Below are 18,180 nucleotides of genomic sequence, written 5' to 3' on the forward strand. Positions count from 1 at the left end.
TACAAAATGGACAAGAAGCAGATTTTTTCGCTGTGGTACGTGGTGCTGGTCGTCATCGTGCTGGTGAGCCTGCAGGAGTTCATCGGCGTCAGCCACACGCAGAACCTGAGCTACAGCGAGTTCAAGCAGGCGCTGGCGGCGGGCCAGATCGACGACGTTGTCCTCAAGGAAGGTGTGGCCACCGGGCGGCTGAAGGCGGATGGGCTGGAGGCAATCCTCCCGGTGGCAGTCGTCGAAAGTCTCAAAAAACAAGGCGGTGAGCACCGCTTTGTGACCGTTCTGCTCAACGACCCGGGTCTGATTGCCCAGCTGGATGCGTCCAAGGTCCGCTACGCCGGTGTCCTCGAAAGCAAGTGGCTGGGACTGCTCATCTCTTGGGTCGCCCCGACCCTGATCTTCGTCGGCATCTGGTTCTTCGTGATGAAGCGCATGGGCGGTGGCATGCAGGGCGGCATGCTCGAAATCGGCAAGAGCAAGGCGCGTGTCTTCATGCAGCAGGAAACTGGCGTGACCTTCAAGGATGTGGCCGGCATTGACGAGGCCAAGGAAGAGTTGATGGAGGTGGTGGAGTTCCTCCAGCATCCGGAGCGCTACAAGCGTCTGGGCGGCAAGATTCCGAAAGGTGTGCTGATCGTCGGCGCCCCCGGCACCGGCAAGACCCTGCTCGCCAAGGCGGTGGCCGGCGAAGCCGGTGTGCCCTTCCTGTCCCTCAGCGGGTCCGAGTTCGTCGAGATGTTCGTCGGGGTCGGTGCGGCCCGCGTGCGCGACCTGTTCGAGCAGGCGGCGGCGAAGGCACCTTGCATCGTCTTCATCGACGAGCTCGATGCCCTGGGCAAGGCGCGCGGCATCAGCGCGCTGGGTGGTGGCAACGACGAGCGCGAGCAGACGCTCAACCAGCTACTGGTTCAGATGGACGGCTTTGACACCAACCGGGGCGTCATCATCATGGCGGCCACCAACCGGCCGGAAATCCTCGATCCGGCCCTGCTGCGGGCCGGACGCTTCGACCGCCACGTCACCATCGACAAGCCCGACCTCAAGGGCCGCCGGCAGATCCTCGACGTGCACGCCAAGAACGTCACGCTGGCGCCCGAAGTGGACCTGAATTCGGTTGCGGCGCGAACCCCCGGCTTCGCCGGCGCAGACCTGGCGAACCTGGTGAACGAAGCCACACTGCGCGCCGCCAAGCGCGGCAAGAACGCGGTGGACATGCAGGACTTCGAGGAAGCGCTCGACCGCATCGTTGCCGGCCTGGAGAAGAAGAACCGGGTGATGAATCCGATGGAGCGTCGCTTTGTCGCCTTCCACGAGGCCGGGCACGCGTTGGTGGCCGAATTTCGCGAGCACGCCGACAAGGTGTCGAAGATCTCGATCATCCCGCGTGGCATTGCCGCGCTCGGCTATACCCAGCAACTGCCCACCGAGGACCGCTATCTGCTGCGCAAGAGCGAGTTGCTCGATCGCCTGGACGTGTTGCTCGCCGGCCGCGTGGCCGAGCAACTGGTGTTCGATGATGTGTCGACCGGCGCCGAAAACGATTTGCAGCGCGCCACCGATATGGCGCGCCACATGGTCACGCACTACGGCATGAGTGAGACGCTCGGACTGGCGACCTACGACACCCAGCGCACCCCGTTGTATCTGGACGGCCCGGCCCTGCCCGAGCAGCGCAATTGCAGCGAACGTACTGCCGAGGTGATCGACACCGAAGTTCGCCGCCTGCTCGATGAATCGCGCGCCCGCGTCAGCGCAACCCTGACGGCGCGTCGCGCGACGCTGGATGTGCTGGCCGGCGTGCTGCTGGAGAATGAGGTGGTGGATCGCCGCATGCTGGACGAACTGCTGCGTGCCGCTGCCCCAGGTCCGGCCACCGACGCAAGCGCCCCGACGGTGGCCGCATGAAGCGCCGCACGATGCTGACGATCTGCGGCCGATCGCTGGCTCGGGCCGGCATCGCGGCCGGGCTCCTGGAGGGCGCATCGGCGGCCCGTGCGCAGGAACCCGGCGGCCGCGAGATTCTTGAGCGGGTGGAGCGCCTGCTCTGGGGCAGCACCGTCCAGGGCGAGTACGAGATGAGCATCACCACGCCACGCTGGCAACGCACGCTGGCGCTGCGGGTCTGGATGGAGCGGCCCCGGCGTTCCTTCGTGCGCATCCTGTCGCCGGCCAAGGAAGCCGGCATCGGATCGCTGCGCATCGGCAGCGAGATGTGGAATTACCTGCCCAGCGTGGAGCGCGTGATCAAGATCCCGCCCTCGATGATGCTGCAGCCGTGGATGGGTTCGGACTTCACCAATGACGACCTGGTCAAGGAGAGCAGCATCCTGGACGACTACACGCACAAGGTCGTCGGCGCGACGGCGGTCGACGGCCAGGACACGTACCAGGTCGAAGCCGCGCCGAAGCCGGACGCCGCCGTCGTCTGGGGCCGCGTGCTTTACCTCGTGCGCAAGCACGATTTCATGCCGATCAAGCAGGAGTACTTCAGTGAGCGGGGCGAACTGGTGCGGGTGATGAGTTTCTTCGACGTGCGCAGCCTCGGCGGACGCGTGCTGCCCACACGCTGGGAGATGCTGCCGGTGGCCAAGCCGGGCAATGTAACGACGATCGTGCTCAAGGACGCCATTTTCGACCGCCCGGTCGATGAGGCGATCTTCACCCAGCGGAATCTGCAGAAGCCATGAGCCCCGCCCGGCCGCCCGTAAGGGCTCGCACCGCAGTGCGAAGCACGGAAGTTACCCAGTGAGCGACGCCGCTGAGATTGTCGTCAGGCTTGAGCAGGTCACCCGCGTGTACCAGCAGGACAGTCAGGCCGTGCGCGCGCTGGACGGCATCGATCTCGAGATTCACCGCGGCGACTTCGCCGTCCTCGTCGGCCCGTCGGGCTCCGGCAAGACGACGCTGCTGAACCTGATCGGCGGCCTCGATTCACCGACCACGGGCCGCATCTGGATTGCCGGCACCGAGACCGGCCGGATGAGCAAGGGCGAGTTGTCCGAGATGCGCCTACGCAAGATCGGCTTCGTGTTCCAGGAGTTCAACCTGATCCCGGTGCTGTCGGCGCTGGAAAACGTCGAGTTCGTGATGCTGCTGCAAGGCAAGCCGGAGGCCGAGCGGCACGCACGCTCGATGGATCTGCTGAAGGAACTGGGCCTGCAGGGCCTGGAGCACCGACGCCCGGCCGAGCTGTCGGGCGGCCAGCAGCAACGCGTCGCGGTGGCGCGCGCGATCGCGGCCGAGCCGGTCATCGTGCTGCCGGACGAACCGACCGCGAACCTGGACTCGAAGGCCGGCGCGGCGCTGATGGACCTGATGCGGCGGCTGAACGAGGACAAGGGCGTGACCTTCGTCTTCTCGACCCACGACCCGATGGTGGTCGAACGCGCCCGCCGCGTCATTCGCCTTCGCGACGGGCGCATCGAGTCGGACGAACGGAAGCCCGCGTGATGCTTGCCAAGCTTGCCTGGCGTAACGTGCTGCGCAACCGCAGGCGCTCGGCCATCACGGTCCTGTCGATCGCCGTTGGCCTGGCCGCCCTGACCTTCATCTGGGCCTTCATCGACGGCCAGAACCGCCAGATGATCCAAAACAGCACGCGCTTCCTGGCCGGCGACGTGCAGGTGCACCTGAAGGGTTACCACGACGACCCGACGCTCGACCTGACGATGGCCGAAGTCCAGCCCGTGCTCACTGCGGCGCGCGCCGATCAGAACGTCGAAGCCGCAGCGGTGCGTCTGGAGGGCAAGGCCCTGGCCAGCCGCGACGACAAGTCGCGCGGCATCATGCTGGTGGGTGTTGACCCGGGCAACGAGGCTCGCGTGAGTGCGCTGTTCAGCGCGGTGGTCAGCGGCCAGGCCTTGATCGACAGCAAGCCCGGCGCCCTGATCGGCGAGCAGCTTGCGCAGGCCCTGGGCTTGGCGGTGGGCGATGAGCTGCTGCTGGTGGGCCAGGCCTACGACGGCTCCATCGCCAGTGGGCGATTTCCCGTGCTCGGCATCTTCCGCACCCGCATTGATGAGCTCGATGGCCGCATCGCGGTGCTGCCGCTGGCCGTTGTGCGCGAATTCTTCGTCGCCCCCGAGGGCGCGAGCGCGGTCGCGCTGCGCTTACGAGACCGCGACCAGCTCAATGCGACGCAAGTCCGCCTGTCGCAAGGCCTCGGGCCACGCTACGAAGCACTCGGCTGGCCGAGACTGCTGCCGCTGGTCGCCGTGAGCACCCGGTTTCACGAGGTGATGGCCTGGGTCGTGCTCGCGGTGTTCTTCGGCATCGTGACCGCGGCGGTCGCCAACCCCATCCTGATGGCGGTGATCGAACGCACCCGCGAGTTCGGCATCATGCTGGCGCTGGGCACGGGCCGCGCGCGGCTGCTCGGCCTGGTGCTGATCGAAGCGATGATGCTCGGCGGGCTCGGCCTCGTGGCCGGCAACCTGCTCGGACTGGCCATCGCAGGATTCTTCGCGCAGCGCGGCATCGATCTCAGCATGTTCGGCGCCGCCGTTCGAACGATGCCCGGGCTCGAGGACGTGGTCTACCCTGTGATCCGGTTCGAGCGCAGCGCGATGGTCTCGTTGCTCGTCTTCGCCATCGCGTGCGTGACGGGGCTCTATCCCGCCGCCAAGGCGGCGCTGCTCGAGCCGGTGGTCGCCATCCGCGGCCTGGCCGACTCACCACGGGCGCGCAGCCATGGCACGCGTTCGGGTGGGCGGCGCTGGCCGGTGTTCATGCTGATCGCTGGGCGCAACATCCTGCGCAACCGGCGCCGTACGGCCATCACCGCCGGAGGAACGGCGTTCGGGATCATTGCCTTCGTTTTCCTGTTCGGCTACTTCGACGGTTTCAGCGAAGACCTGATCGAAAACTCGACGCGCTACGTCACCGGCCATGTGCAACTGGAGCGGGCCGGGTTCCGGCAGGATTACGCCCCCGAGCTGGCCTTCGAGAGCACCGAGGCCCAGTTGCTGCAGTTGCGCTCGGTCCCCGAAGTCGCGGCCGCCGCGCCGCGCGTGCAGGTGCAGGCGCTGGCCAGCAGCGCGGCGAAATCCGAAGGCATCCTGTTAATCGGCATCGTTCCCGAGGCCGAGCGCGAGGTCACCTTCATCCATCGCACCCTCGTCGAAGGCAAGCCGCTGGCCGGCGGGGCCGATCGCGACATCCTGATCGGCCGCAAACTGGCCGAGCGCCTGGGCGTGCGCCTGGGCGAGAAGGTGGTCGTCATGGCACAGGCCGCCAACGGCGAACTCGGCACCGCGGCCTACCGCATCGGCGGCATCTTCGCCACCGAGAGCGGCTCCTTCGACGGCAGTATGGCCTTCGTCACGCTGCCGGCCGCGCAGTCGCTCCTCGCCCTCGGTTCGCGCATCTCGACGATCAACCTGCGCCTGCGCGACCGCGCCACGCTGGCCGATGGCCTTCCCGAACTGCGCCGCCGCGTTGCGCTGTCGGGCTTGTCCTTCGAGCCCTGGCAAACGCTGCTGCCGCAGGTCGAGGATATGGTCCGGCTGGTCCGTGTCTTCAGCAACATCATGCTGGTCGTCGCCTTCATCGTCATCGCGATGGCGATCATGAACACCGTGTTCATGGCGGTGACCGAGCGCACGCGCGAGTTCGGCGTGATGATGGCGCTGGGCACCCCGCCGGCCGCGATCCAGCGCATGGTGGTATACGAGACGCTGGTGCTGATGCTGCTCGCATCGTTCATCGGTTACGGCGTCGGCGTCGCGCTGGTCGCGTACTTCGGGCGTCAGGGCATCGACCTGTCGGGATTCTTCCGCGGCTATTCCGCCATTCCCGGCCTCACCGGGATCGTGCACCCGAAAGTGGTCGTCGGTCACATCGGCGTGCCGGCGCTGGTGCTGTTCGTCGCCAGTGTCCTGGTCTCGCTGTATCCCGCCACACGTGCGGCTCGCCTCGACCCGGTGCGCGCGATCCGCCATGTCTAGGCTGCCACGTCTTACGGACGTTTTCATCCTGGCGCTGGCGGGATGTGCTGCTTCGGCCTTGGCGCAGGACGATCCGGCCCTGCGTGTGTCGGGCTACTACAAGAACCTGTTGCTGCGCTCCGAGACCTGGACCGGCGAGCGCTACGAGCTCGATCTCAACCGCTTGCGCCTGGAGCTGAAGGGCAAACTCAGCCCCGCCATGAGCTTCAATGTCCAGTATGACAATGAGGCACTGATTGGCAGTTACCTGCGAACCGCGCAGTTCCAGCAGCAAAAGGACTTGCCGTCCTCTCAGTACTGGTCCGCTCAGGGCAGCTATGTTGATCGACCCGCGCTGTATGGTGTGCACCGCCTGTACCGTGCCCAGTTTCAGCTTGCATTCGGCGATACCGATCTGCGCCTGGGCCGACAGCGCATTGCCTGGGGTACGGGCCGCTTCTGGAGTCCGCTCGACTTGCTCAATCCTGTGAGTCCAACGACGTTGGAGCGCGAGGAGCGGCCCGGCGTGGACGCCGTCCTGCTTGAGCACAGATTCGGGCCGGTCGCGCGCGTGGCGGCCGTATACGCTCCGAGCCGACTGGCGGGTGAGGATAGCCATGCGTTGCAGTGGCATGACCACGCCCGCGGCATCGATTTTTCCGTGACAGCCGGCCGATTTCATGGTGACCGGGTCATTGGGCTCGACCTCGCCGGGCAAATCGGTCTTGCGGGCGTGCGCGCCGAAATGACCCGGGTTCGGCCACGTAACGGCGAAGCATTCAACCGCACCTTGTTTGGCATCGACTATGCCTTTGCCAACACGTTGACCCTGAGCGCTGAGTTCTACCGAGATGGCAGCGGTGCGGGCAGTCCTGTCGCCTATAACTTCTCCGCCTTGGCAAGCGGCAGCCGGCAAACGCTGGCGCAGCGCTATCTCGGCGTCCGCGCGGGCTATGCGCTCACGCCATTGGTCAAGCTGAGCACCGATGTCGTTCTCAACCTGGCCGACCACAGCCGTTACGTTGCCCCAGGCATTAGCTACTCGATCCAGACCAATCTGGACCTCTCGTTTGGACTGCAATGGTTCAGCGGCGCGACCGGCAGCGAGTATGCGCGCCTGCCGAGCGTGGCCTATGTGACTCTGCAGCAATTTTTTTGACGTCGCGGGTGCTCCTGCGCGACACGGCACAAGGTCGGCAAGCTGAAAATGACAAAAATGTAATTTGCAGGTCAGTTATTCGTCGGGAGCAGGCGTGCAAACTGCGGTCATTCCATCCGGTTTGCCGTCTTGCGCGTCCAGATGAACGATAGCCCTTTTCTTTTTGCCCGACACTAAACCTCAGGAAAGAATCCATGAAAATATTCCAGAGCCCCTGGGGCCGCTTGTTCGCGGCCATTGCCAGCATATGGTGCTTCATGGCGCAAGCCCAGGAAACACTACCGGGCGCGGATGTGCAAACGTTGCTGGCTATCGCCAAGGAGAGAAATCCCGAATACGCCAGCATGCGCTACGAGGCGCAGGCTGCGGCCGAGCGTGTGACGCCAGCCGGCGCTTTGCCCGATCCAAAATTCCGCACCGAATTGCGCGACATCACCAAAACGGGGGCGCAGGACCCGACCCTTTCGCCCAGCGAGGTCGGCAGCACCCGCTATTTGCTGATGCAGGACATTCCCTGGTTCGGCAAGCGCGACTTGAGGCGGGACATCGCGGCGTTCGAAGCCGAAGGCACCCAAGGCAAGGCCATGGGAACCTGGTCTGAACTGGCCGCGAAGATCAAGACCGCCCACGCCCAACGCTATTACCTCCACCGCAATGAAAAATTGACGCAGGAAATTCTCGATCTGGTCATTCGCCTGGAGAAAGTCGCACAGGGGCGCTACGCTGGCGGTCTGGCCGCCCAGCAGGACGTCATCCGGGCGCAGATTGAACAGACCAACATGAATAACGAGCTGTTGGTTTTGGCAAGCGAAAGTCGGCAGGTCAATGCGCGTCTGAATGCCTTGTTGGCGCGACCCGCGTCTGCGCCACTGGCGGAACCGGAAAGACTGCGCACCGTGCCGGCGCCAGCCCAACTCGACTACGCGACGCTGGAAGAACGGGTGCGGTCGCGCAACCCTGTGCTCTTTGCGGAAGAATCCCGCATCAAGGCCGCCGAGAAAAGCCGGGACCTGACCTACAAGAATCGTTATCCTGATTTCACCGTCGGCCTATCTCCCATTCAGTACCAAAGCGCTGTCAAGGAATGGGAGCTAATGGTCGAACTCAATATCCCCTTGCAGCAATCCTCACGACGCGCGCAGGAACGTGAAGCTGAGGCCATGCTGTCGGCCGCCCGGTCGCGCAAGGAGGCCGCTGCCAACCAGGTCCTCGCCGAACTGTCGGAGAATCTGGCCGGTATCGAGGCGGCCAGAGGGACCGGGATACTGGCAACGAGCAGCCTGCTGCCTCAGGGCGAACTGACGTTCAGTTCCGCCCTGGCCGGTTATGAGGCCGGCAAGGTGGATTTCGCCACCCTGCTCGACGCCCAGCGGCAAATCCGCCAGGCGAAACAAAATCAGATCAAGGCCCAGTTTGAGGCGCAAATTCGCCTCGCCGAAATCGAAAAGCTATTGGGAGAAGATTTATGAAACAGGCAACTGGAATTGCCATTGGCGTCATCGCGCTGGCGGTGCTCGCCGCTGGGGGTGGCTACTGGGTAGGCAACAGGGGCGCCGCATCGCAGCCTCAAGGCGCTGCAGCGCTTGTGGCCGGTGCCACCGAAAAAAAGGAGAGAAAACTTCTTTATTACCGCAACCCGATGGGCCTGCCCGACACCTCGCCTGTTCCGAAAAAAGACCCGATGGGCATGGACTATATTGCGGTCTACACCGGGGAGGAGGATAACGATCCCACCGCTGCCAACCAGATCAGGATCAGCACCGACAAGGTTCAGAAACTCGGGGTCCGCACCGAGTCCGCCCAGTTGCGCACGCTGGACCGAACAGTGCGCGCTGCCGGTCGGATCGAGCCCGATGAGCGCCGTCTTTTCTCCATCACCCCCAAGTTCGAGGGTTATGTCGAACGCCTGCATGTGAATGTCACCGGCCAGCCCGTCGGCCGGGGCCAGCCCCTGTTCGAGGTCTACAGCCCGGAACTGTTGTCCGCCCAGCGCGAATACGCGATTGCGGCGCAAGGCGTCGAAGCGCTCCAGGAGGCGGGTGGTCAGGCCCAGGCGGGCATGAAGCAGTTGGCCGAGTCCAGCCTGCAACGCCTCAAGAACTGGGATGTTTCAGAAGAACAGGTCAAGGCGCTGGTGAAATCCGGTGAGGCAAAGCGGACCCTGACCTTTCGCTCCCCGGTGGCCGGCATTGTGATTGAGAAAAAGGCCGTGCAGGGCATGCGTTTCATGCCCGGCGAGGCGCTCTACCAAATCGCGGATTTGTCCGCCGTGTGGGTCGTGGCCGAGGTCTTCGAGCAGGACATTGGCCTGGTCAAATCCGGTGCCAAGGCCAAGGTCAAAATCAACGCCTACCCGGACAAGGTGTTCGAGGGCCCGGTGACCTACATCTATCCGACCCTCAAAGCCGAGACGCGAACCGTTGCGGTGCGCGTGGAGCTCGCCAACCCCGGCCTGCTACTTAAACCGGCCATGTTCGCTCAGGTAGAACTGTCGACGTCCACCAAGGGCAAAGTGGTCACCGTGCCGGTGTCCGCGGTCATCGATAGCGGCACGCGCCAGATTGTCCTGATCCAACAAGGGGAAGGCCGTTTTGAGCCGCGCGAAGTCAAGATCGGGGCCAGGAGCGACGACTATGTGGAGGTCCTTGAAGGGGTGAAGGATGGCGAGCAGGTGGTGGTAGCCGCCAACTTCCTGATCGATGCCGAAAGCAATCTCAAGGCGGCGGTCGGCAGTTTCGGCCACTCGGCCCACGGTGCGGCACCCAAAGCGGGGGACAAGGCAGAGCAGAGCCCGCCAGCCGTCAAAGGATCAGGTCATCAGGCCGAAGGAACGGTGGGCAGCATTGACGTGCAAGCCGGCACCCTCCGTCTCAATCACGGCCCGGTCGCCAGCCTCAAGTGGCCGGCCATGACCATGGAGTTCAAGGCCGCCAATGAGTCGCTGCTGAAGGACTTGAAGCCGGGCGCCAAAGTTGCCATCGAGTTCGTCGAACGTCAGCCGGACGAGTGGGTCATCACCCGTGTCAAACCGCTGGCGGCAAGCCCTCACGCCACCGGTCACTGACCGGCAGAACCGATGCTGTCCAAAATAATTGAATGGTCGGGAAGAAACCGCTTCCTCGTCCTGCTCGCTACCCTGTTCATCGTTGTCTGGGGCGTCTTCGCCGTTCTGCGCACGCCAATCGATGCCTTGCCCGACCTCTCGGATGTGCAGGTCATCGTCTACACCGAGTACCCCGGCCAGGCGCCACAGGTGGTGGAGGATCAGGTCACCTACCCGCTGACAACTGCCATGCTGTCAGTGCCGAAATCCAAGGTGGTGCGCGGGTTCTCATTCTTCGGCGCGTCCTTCGTCTACATCATCTTTGAGGATGGCACCGACATCTACTGGGCCCGTTCGCGGGTGCTGGAGTACCTCAACTTTGCGTCAGGGCGCATGCCCAAGGGCGTGACGCCGCAGATCGGCCCGGACGCAACCGGTGTCGGCTGGGTCTACCAGTACGCGCTGCTGGCCAAGGACAAAACGCTGGCCGAACTACGTTCCATTCAGGACTGGTATGTGCGCTATCAACTGACCAAGGCGCATGGTGTGGCCGAAGTGGCCTCCATCGGCGGCTTCGTGCAGACCTACCAGGTGACAGTCGATCCGGTCAAGTTGCGCGCCTACAGCATTCCGCTGATGAAGGTGGCCCAGGTGATTCGCGATTCCAACCGCGATGTCGGGGGCCGCGTCGTCGAGATGGCTGAGACCGAGTACATGGTGCGCGGCAAGGGCTACCTGCGCGGCAAGAGCGACATCGAAATGCTGGTCGTCAAGAGCGACAAGGGCACCCCGGTGCTGATCCGCGACATCGCGCGGGTGGAGCTCACGCCAGATGAACGCCGCGGCCTGACCGAACTCAATGGCGAAGGCGAAGTAGTGTCGGGCATCGCCATGGCCCGCTATGGTCAGAACGCCCTGGAAGTGATCCATAACGTGAAGGCCAAGATCGCTGAAATCGGCCCCGGCCTGCCCGAGGGGGTGACGGTGCAAACGGTCTACGACCGGTCCGAGTTGATTCACCGCGCCATTGACACCCTCAAGCGCACCTTGCTGGAGGAAGCGATCATCGTCGCGCTGGTCTGCATCGTCTTCCTGATGCACGTACGTAGCGCGCTGGTCGCTATCCTGATGCTGCCGGTGGGTGTACTCATCTCCTTTATCGCTATGCGAACGCTGGGCATGAACTCCAATCTGATGAGCCTGGGCGGTATTGCCATCGCCATCGGCGCCATGATCGATGCGGCTATCGTCATGATCGAAAACGCGCACAAGCATCTGGAGCGTTTGCCCGAGGGGCATTCGAACAGTGATCGCTTTGATGCCATGCTGGCCGCGTGCAAGGAAGTCGGACCGGCGCTGTTCTTCTCGCTGCTCATCATCACGGTTTCTTTCCTGCCGGTCTTTAGCCTGGAAGGCCAGGAAGGGCGGCTGTTCTCGCCACTGGCCTACACCAAGACCTTCTCCATGGCCGGCGCTGCGCTGCTGTCGATCACCTTGGTGCCGGTGCTGATGATGCTGTTTATCCGCGGCAAGATCATGCCGGAGGCCAAAAATCCGGTGAACCGCTTCCTGATCTGGGTCTACCGACCGATCATCACCGGGGTGATGCGCTGGAAAAAGATGACCATACTTCTCGCCTTGGTGGCCTTGGGTGTCTCGGTCTACCCGGCCTCCCAGCTCGGCTCCGAGTTCATGCCGACGCTCAACGAGGGCTCACTGCTCTACATGCCAGCTTCCCTGCCTGGTATGTCGATCACCAAGGCGGCTGAGTTGCTGCAGACGCAGGACAAGATCATCAAGAGCTTTCCTGAAGTGGCCTCGGTCTACGGCAAGGCCGGGCGCGCCAACACCGCGACCGATCCGGCGCCAACCGAGATGTTCGAGACCGTGATCAACCTCAAACCCGAGTCCGAATGGCGCGCCGGCCTGACCATCGACAAGCTGATTGCTGAACTGGACAAGGCGCTGCAATTCCCCGGCGTCGCCAACGCCTGGACGATGCCGATCAAGGCCCGCATCGACATGCTGTCCACCGGTATTCGCACGCCGATCGGCATCAAGGTCTTCGGCAAGGACCTGGGCGAGATGGAAAAGTTGGCCAAACAAATCGAGGCCGTGGTCAAAGCCGTTCCCGGCACCACCAGCGCTTTCGCCGAGCGCATTACCGGCGGCTTCTACCTCAACATCGAACCGGACCGCGAGCAGCTGGCACGCTACGGGCTCAATGTAGGCGACCTGTTGGATGTGATCGGTACGGCGCTGGGCGGCGAAATGGTCACCACCACCGTCGAGGGCCGGGAGCGTTATGGTGTCACCGTGCGCTACCCGCGCGAGCTGCGAAGCGACCCGCAGCAGATTGCCCGCGAGGTGCTGATCCCCACCATGGACGGGGCAATGATCCCGTTGGGGCAACTGGCCAAGGTCGTGGTTGCCAAGGGCGCCCCCGGCATCCGCACCGAGAATGCGCTGCTCTCGGCCTACATCTACGTCGACATCCGCGACCGCGACATAGGTGGCTATGTCGCTGATGCAAAAAAGGCGGTAGCCCAGCAAGTCAAGTTCCCGCCCGGCTATTACGTGACCTGGAGCGGCCAGTTCGAGTACATGGAACGGGCCATTGAAAAAATGAAGGTGGTCATCCCGGTGACCCTGCTGTCCATCTTCCTGCTGCTGTATCTCAATTTCCGGCGCATCACGGAAACGCTGATCGTCATGCTATCGGTGCCGTTCGCGCTGGTCGGCGGCGTCTGGCTGATGTGGCTGCTCGACTACAACCTGTCGGTGGCGGTGGCCGTCGGGTTTATTGCCCTGGCCGGGGTGGCGGCCGAGACCGGCGTCATCATGCTGATCTACCTCGATTCAGCCTGGGAAGCGGTCAAGGTCAAATGCCGGGCGGGAGGTCAAGAGCCCAATGTGGGTGACCTCTATGAGGCCGTGATGGAAGGCGCGGTTGAGCGCGTGCGACCCAAGATGATGACCGTGGTGGCGATCATGGCCGGCCTGTTGCCCATCATGTGGGGGACAGGAACCGGCTCGGAAGTGATGAGCCGCATTGCCGCGCCGATGGTGGGCGGCATGATTTCTTCGACCGTGCTGACGCTCGCCGTCATCCCGGCGATCTACACGTTAGTCAAGAAGTGGAGGATCGATCGTGGCCTCGAACGGTGAAATAACAAAGGGAGGCGACGTGGCCTCTATCACCATGTGCGTCTGCGCCGAACAACGCGGGGTCAATATTCAGCAGTTCAACGAGTTGTTCCACCGTGGTAGTTAGGGCGCTCTCGAGCACGGCATCCATAGTGATTTCAGGCAGCTAGATGCACAGAAGTGCCCACAACGGGTTGCCTCAGAAAATCGAAAAAATCATACGCTAGGACGTAAGAGTCGGTCAGAGGAATGAGGAGCAAGCCAGCGAAAACAATCGAGGCCCCGCAAGCATATGTGTTTTGCAAAAAAACTGAATATAGAATTTAGAATTGTAACTTTGTCTTGTTTATCAAAATACAAGAAAGCCCTTGGCAATTGGGAAGCGTCCAAATAAGCGGTTCACGCACGGACTTTCGCTCCTCTTTGATCAAACCGCGTCCTGCAAAGACGCAATCAGTGGGCGGCTGACCTTGCCCCGGTCGGCGGTGAAACGTTCGGCCAGATCGGCCAATGCAGTCTCCATACGCTGCAGATCTGCAAACCGATGGTGAAACTTTTTGATGGTAATGCCATGTCACTAGACTCCGTATGTACAGAAGTACGCTTACCTTTTGCCACAAATTCCCTCGAACAAAACGTTTACACCCATCCCACAGAATGGTCGTCGCACATGGCTCACAGGTGGCGTTGCGGCTAACCTGCTGCCCGGGGCCGCTGGTGCTGATCACGCTCGACTTTTCTGGCGCATGGATCGGCAACTTGATGGTGCTCGAACCCTATCGAACACCCCGATCTGCCGGAGTCGCTGCGCGAGGCGGCCGGCGAGATGGTTGGAGCCTTGCGGCAGCGAGCACAAGCCGCGGCGCAGGAGGCGCTGGTGCAACTTCGCGAGGAAGCCCACGCGCAAGTGCTGGCCACCGAAGCCATTGACCAGGCGGCAATTGCACGGGTGCAAGAGACGGAGCAGGCATTGGACGGGGTACGGCAGGAACTGCAAGCGATTGAGCAGCGTTTGGCCGAAACCCAGGCTGATCTCGCCCGGGCCCAGGGTGGGGTTACCGCCTTGCAGCGCCAGGTGGAGGCCAGTGTGGCGCAGCGCCGTGAGCTTCAGGAGGGATTCAATGCTGCGCAGCAGCGCCTCACCCATGAGCTGGAACAACAGCGCGTGGCGGGTACAGCGGCCGAGGAACGTCATGCCGCTAAAACGAAGCGCGTGTTGCTCGATGTGGACCGGGAGCGGGTAAATTCGACCAAACTCCAAAAGGAGCTGGAGCAGGCACGCCGGATACCCGCCGACCAGACGGAGCTGCATCGCCAACAGATGACCGAAAAGCAGCGGCAAGCCGAGACGCTTCGGCAGCGCAATGGCGAACTCGGGGGCAGTGTGGCAGAGTTGCGGGGGCAACGCGACCAGCTACAGCGCGACGTGGATGGCTTGAGGCTGCGCCTGGAGAGTTTGTCCGCACCCAAAGCGGCGTCGGCACGCCAAGTAAAGGCCGCCTCTCCAGGCACTGCCAAGGCAAGCCGGTCGAAGCGAACATACTAAGATACCTCCACTTGATAGTGGAAGATGTGAGCAGTTATTTTGCAAGGAGAATTCGATGCAACTCAGAACCATTGAGACCGTGAGCATGGTGCATCAGATCAGGTGTGACCGGTGCGGCAAAGAAGCCGAGCGTGGCGAGGTCGGCTTTCAGGAGATGACGTCGATCGGCTTCGACGCGGGCTATGACTCGATTTTTGGTGACGGGAATCGGGTCGAGGTCGATTTGTGCGAACCCTGTCTGCGCGACACCTTGGGCGCCTGGCTGCGAGTGAAGACGCCTGCCGACACGCCTTTGGCGACCATGCTGGCGGCGTTCAAGCCCGAGGTACATGGAGGGGAGTTTCCCGCGCCCAAATCAACAGGGCCCGTATGAAGCCTTGGATTCAACCAGTCATTCCACTTCTGGACTATTTGCGTATCTTCCGTGTCATCAAATCGGTGCTGGACAGCGTCGATGCGCACACCACCCATGCGTGTATGTTCTTCAGCATCGCGGGCGCGGCGATTCTTCGGGAATACTACAAGAAGGACGCCATGCAGCTCGCGGGGGCGGCTTTCTACCTGGTGGACGGCAAACAGCGAAACGCCATGTCCTTTGCGACAGTCTCAGAGGGACAAGCACAAAGCTCGGATACGGCGTTTCATTCCTGGGTTCAATGTGATGGCTAGTGATCGATTTCATGACACCGATATTTCCCGACATCTGCGTATCCTCCGGGCACCCATTTACGGCGCCGGGGCGCATGTTCCAAAAGCGCTTGAGCAGCATGGCCCTGAGTCATGGGCACCTTCATGAGGAAGGCGACTTCTTCCTGGTGCCCCACCCTGAGCTGACCGTCGATCTCCGGAGGTCATTCCTCGAAAAGCCCGCCAGTGCGGATCTAGTCAATATCTGCCTGCATTGGTACAGAAAGCCACCAAAACCGATCCTCCCGGCGCTGCACATGCAAAATGATCTTGGGGAAGTCACCAAGATCAAACTTAGCAGTGTTGGTGTCTCCGGTGCATGGTGAGTGCCCCAGATAAAGTTGATGGGCGATCGATCGGAATTTGCCGGCCTTTGTGATCGGTGCGTTGTCCCGGAAAATTGGGCGCATTGGCAGTCTTAGCTCCCCCATTTCGTGAGGTGGATTAGCTACTGAAGACATCTTCGACAAGCCTTCACCCCGGTAACATAACGAGACGTCTATGCTGCAGTATTCAATCGATCTGGTCGGGCTCCTTGGACAATGGGGTTACCTGGTTATCTTCCTTGGAGCGACGCTCGAATCAGCCGCTTTTCTGGGACTGATCATTCCTGGAGAAAGCCTCGTACTGGTTGCGGGCTTCTTTGCTGCACAGGGATTGCTCGACCTAGATTTGCTAATTCTTACCGTTGCGATTGGGGCGGCCCTAGGGGACAGCATCGGCTATGAAATGGGGCGTCGGATGGGACGTCCGGCATTGGTCCACTATGGCAGTCGCTTCGGACTGAATGACGTGCGCGTTGACAAGGCCGATGTCTTTTTTGCGCGGCACGGTAGTAGAGCGGTATTTCTGGGGCGATTTGTCGGATTTGCCCGCGCCCTGGTGCCATTCCTGGCCGGCTCTTCCCGAATGCCATATCGGAAGTTCTTTCCCTACAACGCGCTCGGTGCCGTACTTTGGGCGGTTACCTTCACGTTACTCGGGTATTTTTTAGGTGCCAGCTGGCAAACGGCGGAGCGATGGATTGGGCGCGCTAGCGCCATACTTGGCGGCATCTTGGTCTTCGTGCTGTTGCTGGTGTGGCTATGGCGCTGGGCAGTACGGCACGAGAGCTCTATCAAGCAAACCTGGGACCACTTTCTACGGCGCCCGCGCGTGAATGCTCTACGTCTGCGCTTCGCTCCGCAGCTGGCTTTTATTCAGGCCAGACTGTCACCGCACAATTATCTTGGCTTGCAGTTGACAATCGGTGCGTTGATTCTGATGGGTGCGAGCTGGTTGTTCGGCGGGATCGCTGAAGACGTCGTGACCGGCGATCCCCTGACCATCGTCGATTTGCATGTTGCGCAATGGTTCAACGCGCATTCCACGCCGCTCTTGACTCAGGCGATGTTGGCAATTACGCACGTGCATGATCCCGTTCCCGTCACCACAGCCGTGATCCTGATAGCCGTCTATTTGGCGTGGAAGAAGGACTGGTATTGGTTGCTTTGCTTGGGCGTCACGGTCCCGCTCGGGATGTTGCTGAACGTCTTCATGAAGTATGCATTCCACCGTGCCCGTCCGAGCTTCGACAATCCACTCCTCTTATTGACGACATATAGCTTCCCGAGCGGTCACGTGGCGGGAGCGACATTATTTTATGGGGTGGTTGCTGCAATGCTGGTATCAAGAGTCAGCGCTTGGCGCTGGCGCGTCATGCTCGTGCTTTCAGCGATCACGATGGTAGCGCTGGTTGCACTGACACGCATCTACCTGGGTGTGCATTACCTGAGCGACGTGCTGGCCGCGTCCGCAGAGGGCGTCGCATGGTTGACGCTATGCCTCACCGGGCTACATACCTATTGGGCGCATCGGTTTTCGACACAAGGCAAGATTTACACATTTAAATCATGAGGTTAGCTTCATTTTTGCGAGATTTTCAGGAATCACGGCCGACCCTCCTATCGTCCCGTCTTCATCGGCGTGGCGCCGGTTGCGTTGCTCTTTACGTGGCGGCGTGTCTGGCGCTCCGCCATTGACTGCAGTCCGGGTGAGGTTTGCGATTTGCCACAAGTCAAACGCGCCTACGAACTGCTGTTCGGCATCGTGGCCGCACTGGCATTTCCCCATCTTGCATCGCTCTTTTAATGAAAGGACAATGCCATGAACAAGTTGATCGTTTTTATGCTGGGAACCCTGTTGACGATCCAGGCATGGGCCGCATCTCAGACCGGTACGCTGTCCGCGCCGACTATGAATTGTGCTTTGTGTCCTATCACGGTGAAGAAAGCGCTCACCAAGGTTTCGGGCGTTCGTCAGACCGAAGTGAACTTCGACAAGCACCTGCCGACGGTCACGTTTGACGATTCAAGAACCAGCGTCGATGCCTTGACGCAAGCCACCGAGGATGCGGGCTATCCTTCGACGCTGAAGGAGGACGTGTAATGAGTTCAGTGATTCTCGATTCGACGCTGACTTGTCCGCTCTGCGGAAACGTCAAAACGGAACGCATGCCCACCGATGCCTGTCAATGGTTTTATTTGTGTGAGCATTGCCACGCGATGCTGCAACCGAAACCTGGTGACTGCTGCGTCTTCTGCTCGTATGGGACGGTGCCGTGCCCGCCAATTCAGGAACACGGCAAGCAAGGCGGTGGCTGCTGAGCAGGCCGAAACGGTTTGTTGCGAGTTGGCCG

16 protein-coding genes and 1 pseudogene are annotated in these 18,180 nt (G+C 61.8%); all 17 read left to right on the forward strand.

Annotated features, from left to right (window positions below; all coding sequences use genetic code 11):
* The first annotated feature begins 6 nt into the window (after positions 1-6).
* The 17 genes and pseudogenes from ftsH to C5P05_RS34520 all read left to right on the forward strand — a co-directional run bounded on the left by ftsH (position 7) and on the right by C5P05_RS34520 (position 18,148).
* Positions 7-1,902: an ATP-dependent zinc metalloprotease FtsH gene (ftsH, locus tag C5P05_RS15395; protein WP_114970727.1), complete on the forward strand. Its 1,896-nt coding sequence runs from the start codon at positions 7-9 to the stop codon at positions 1,900-1,902.
* On the forward strand, positions 1,899-2,684 hold the full coding sequence (locus tag C5P05_RS15400; RefSeq protein WP_232834512.1) for an outer membrane lipoprotein-sorting protein: 786 nt from the start codon (positions 1,899-1,901) through the stop codon (positions 2,682-2,684). The genes ftsH and C5P05_RS15400 overlap by 4 nt, the downstream gene beginning before the upstream one ends.
* A 58-nt stretch (positions 2,685-2,742) precedes the next feature.
* Entirely contained in the window at positions 2,743-3,447 is a 705-nt protein-coding gene (locus C5P05_RS15405) for an ABC transporter ATP-binding protein (protein WP_114970729.1), read from the forward strand.
* Complete coding sequence (locus C5P05_RS15410; protein WP_232834513.1) at positions 3,447-5,942, forward strand: ABC transporter permease; 2,496 nt, start codon at positions 3,447-3,449, stop codon at positions 5,940-5,942. Before C5P05_RS15405 ends, C5P05_RS15410 begins: the two co-directional genes overlap by 1 nt.
* Positions 5,935-7,080: a hypothetical protein gene (locus C5P05_RS15415; RefSeq protein ID WP_157979347.1), complete on the forward strand. Its 1,146-nt coding sequence runs from the start codon at positions 5,935-5,937 to the stop codon at positions 7,078-7,080. The genes C5P05_RS15410 and C5P05_RS15415 overlap by 8 nt, the downstream gene beginning before the upstream one ends.
* Positions 7,081-7,337: 257 nt before the next feature.
* The gene (locus C5P05_RS15420; protein WP_232834519.1) at positions 7,338-8,549 is read left to right on the forward strand and encodes a TolC family protein; all 1,212 of its coding nucleotides are present in this window, start codon (positions 7,338-7,340) and stop codon (positions 8,547-8,549) included.
* A complete protein-coding gene (locus C5P05_RS15425; RefSeq protein ID WP_114970733.1) occupies positions 8,546-10,144 on the forward strand; it encodes an efflux RND transporter periplasmic adaptor subunit in 1,599 nt (532 codons plus the stop codon). The genes C5P05_RS15420 and C5P05_RS15425 overlap by 4 nt, the downstream gene beginning before the upstream one ends.
* 12 nt (positions 10,145-10,156) lie before the next feature.
* Positions 10,157-13,291: an efflux RND transporter permease subunit gene (locus C5P05_RS15430; protein ID WP_114970734.1), complete on the forward strand. Its 3,135-nt coding sequence runs from the start codon at positions 10,157-10,159 to the stop codon at positions 13,289-13,291.
* 626 nt (positions 13,292-13,917) lie between these two features.
* Positions 13,918-14,053 (forward strand): annotated as a pseudogene (locus tag C5P05_RS34510) (mercuric transporter MerT family protein); the annotation flags it as partial.
* A 43-nt stretch (positions 14,054-14,096) separates the two neighbouring features.
* Positions 14,097-14,816, forward strand: coding sequence for a hypothetical protein (locus C5P05_RS15440; RefSeq protein WP_198674740.1), 720 nt, complete (start codon positions 14,097-14,099; stop codon positions 14,814-14,816).
* Positions 14,817-14,871: 55 nt separating this feature from the next.
* Positions 14,872-15,189 carry a hypothetical protein gene (locus tag C5P05_RS15445; RefSeq protein ID WP_198674737.1) on the forward strand — a complete coding sequence of 106 codons (318 nt, stop codon included), beginning with the start codon at positions 14,872-14,874 and terminating at the stop codon, positions 15,187-15,189.
* On the forward strand, positions 15,186-15,485 hold the full coding sequence (locus C5P05_RS34975; RefSeq protein ID WP_114970737.1) for a DUF2026 family protein: 300 nt from the start codon (positions 15,186-15,188) through the stop codon (positions 15,483-15,485). The genes C5P05_RS15445 and C5P05_RS34975 overlap by 4 nt, the downstream gene beginning before the upstream one ends.
* On the forward strand, positions 15,485-15,829 hold the full coding sequence (locus C5P05_RS34980; protein WP_114970738.1) for a DUF2026 family protein: 345 nt from the start codon (positions 15,485-15,487) through the stop codon (positions 15,827-15,829). Before C5P05_RS34975 ends, C5P05_RS34980 begins: the two co-directional genes overlap by 1 nt.
* 175 nt (positions 15,830-16,004) lie before the next feature.
* Positions 16,005-17,399 (forward strand): bifunctional DedA family/phosphatase PAP2 family protein, encoded by a 1,395-nt coding sequence (locus tag C5P05_RS15460; protein WP_114970739.1) that lies wholly within the window; start codon positions 16,005-16,007, stop codon positions 17,397-17,399.
* A 21-nt stretch (positions 17,400-17,420) separates the two neighbouring features.
* Positions 17,421-17,633: a mercuric transporter MerT family protein gene (locus tag C5P05_RS15465; RefSeq protein WP_114970740.1), complete on the forward strand. Its 213-nt coding sequence runs from the start codon at positions 17,421-17,423 to the stop codon at positions 17,631-17,633.
* Positions 17,634-17,648: 15 nt separating this feature from the next.
* Positions 17,649-17,930: a mercury resistance system periplasmic binding protein MerP gene (gene merP, locus C5P05_RS15470; RefSeq protein ID WP_114970741.1), complete on the forward strand. Its 282-nt coding sequence runs from the start codon at positions 17,649-17,651 to the stop codon at positions 17,928-17,930.
* Positions 17,930-18,148 carry a GDCCVxC domain-containing (seleno)protein gene (locus C5P05_RS34520; RefSeq protein WP_114970742.1) on the forward strand — a complete coding sequence of 73 codons (219 nt, stop codon included), beginning with the start codon at positions 17,930-17,932 and terminating at the stop codon, positions 18,146-18,148. The genes merP and C5P05_RS34520 overlap by 1 nt, the downstream gene beginning before the upstream one ends.
* Positions 18,149-18,180 lie beyond the last annotated feature (32 nt).

The organism is Rhodoferax ferrireducens, assembly GCF_003347515.1.
GTDB lineage: Bacteria > Pseudomonadota > Gammaproteobacteria > Burkholderiales > Burkholderiaceae_C > Rhodoferax.

What these genes read in the sequence shown, in the direction of transcription:
- C5P05_RS15425 (WP_114970733.1), top strand. Translation starts at nt 8,546, where the DNA reads ATGAAACAGGCAACTGGAATTGCCATTGGCGTCATCGCGCTGGCGGTG.
- C5P05_RS15445 (WP_198674737.1), top strand. Translation starts at nt 14,872, where the DNA reads ATGCAACTCAGAACCATTGAGACCGTGAGCATGGTGCATCAGATCAGG.
- C5P05_RS15460 (WP_114970739.1), top strand. Translation starts at nt 16,005, where the DNA reads ATGCTGCAGTATTCAATCGATCTGGTCGGGCTCCTTGGACAATGGGGT.
- ftsH (WP_114970727.1), top strand. Translation starts at nt 7, where the DNA reads ATGGACAAGAAGCAGATTTTTTCGCTGTGGTACGTGGTGCTGGTCGTC.
- C5P05_RS34975 (WP_114970737.1), top strand. Translation starts at nt 15,186, where the DNA reads ATGAAGCCTTGGATTCAACCAGTCATTCCACTTCTGGACTATTTGCGT.
- C5P05_RS15415 (WP_157979347.1), top strand. Translation starts at nt 5,935, where the DNA reads ATGTCTAGGCTGCCACGTCTTACGGACGTTTTCATCCTGGCGCTGGCG.
- C5P05_RS15410 (WP_232834513.1), top strand. Translation starts at nt 3,447, where the DNA reads ATGCTTGCCAAGCTTGCCTGGCGTAACGTGCTGCGCAACCGCAGGCGC.
- C5P05_RS15420 (WP_232834519.1), top strand. Translation starts at nt 7,338, where the DNA reads ATGGCGCAAGCCCAGGAAACACTACCGGGCGCGGATGTGCAAACGTTG.
- C5P05_RS15430 (WP_114970734.1), top strand. Translation starts at nt 10,157, where the DNA reads ATGCTGTCCAAAATAATTGAATGGTCGGGAAGAAACCGCTTCCTCGTC.
- C5P05_RS15400 (WP_232834512.1), top strand. Translation starts at nt 1,899, where the DNA reads ATGAAGCGCCGCACGATGCTGACGATCTGCGGCCGATCGCTGGCTCGG.
- merP (WP_114970741.1), top strand. Translation starts at nt 17,649, where the DNA reads ATGAACAAGTTGATCGTTTTTATGCTGGGAACCCTGTTGACGATCCAG.
- C5P05_RS15440 (WP_198674740.1), top strand. Translation starts at nt 14,097, where the DNA reads ATGGTTGGAGCCTTGCGGCAGCGAGCACAAGCCGCGGCGCAGGAGGCG.
- C5P05_RS34520 (WP_114970742.1), top strand. Translation starts at nt 17,930, where the DNA reads ATGAGTTCAGTGATTCTCGATTCGACGCTGACTTGTCCGCTCTGCGGA.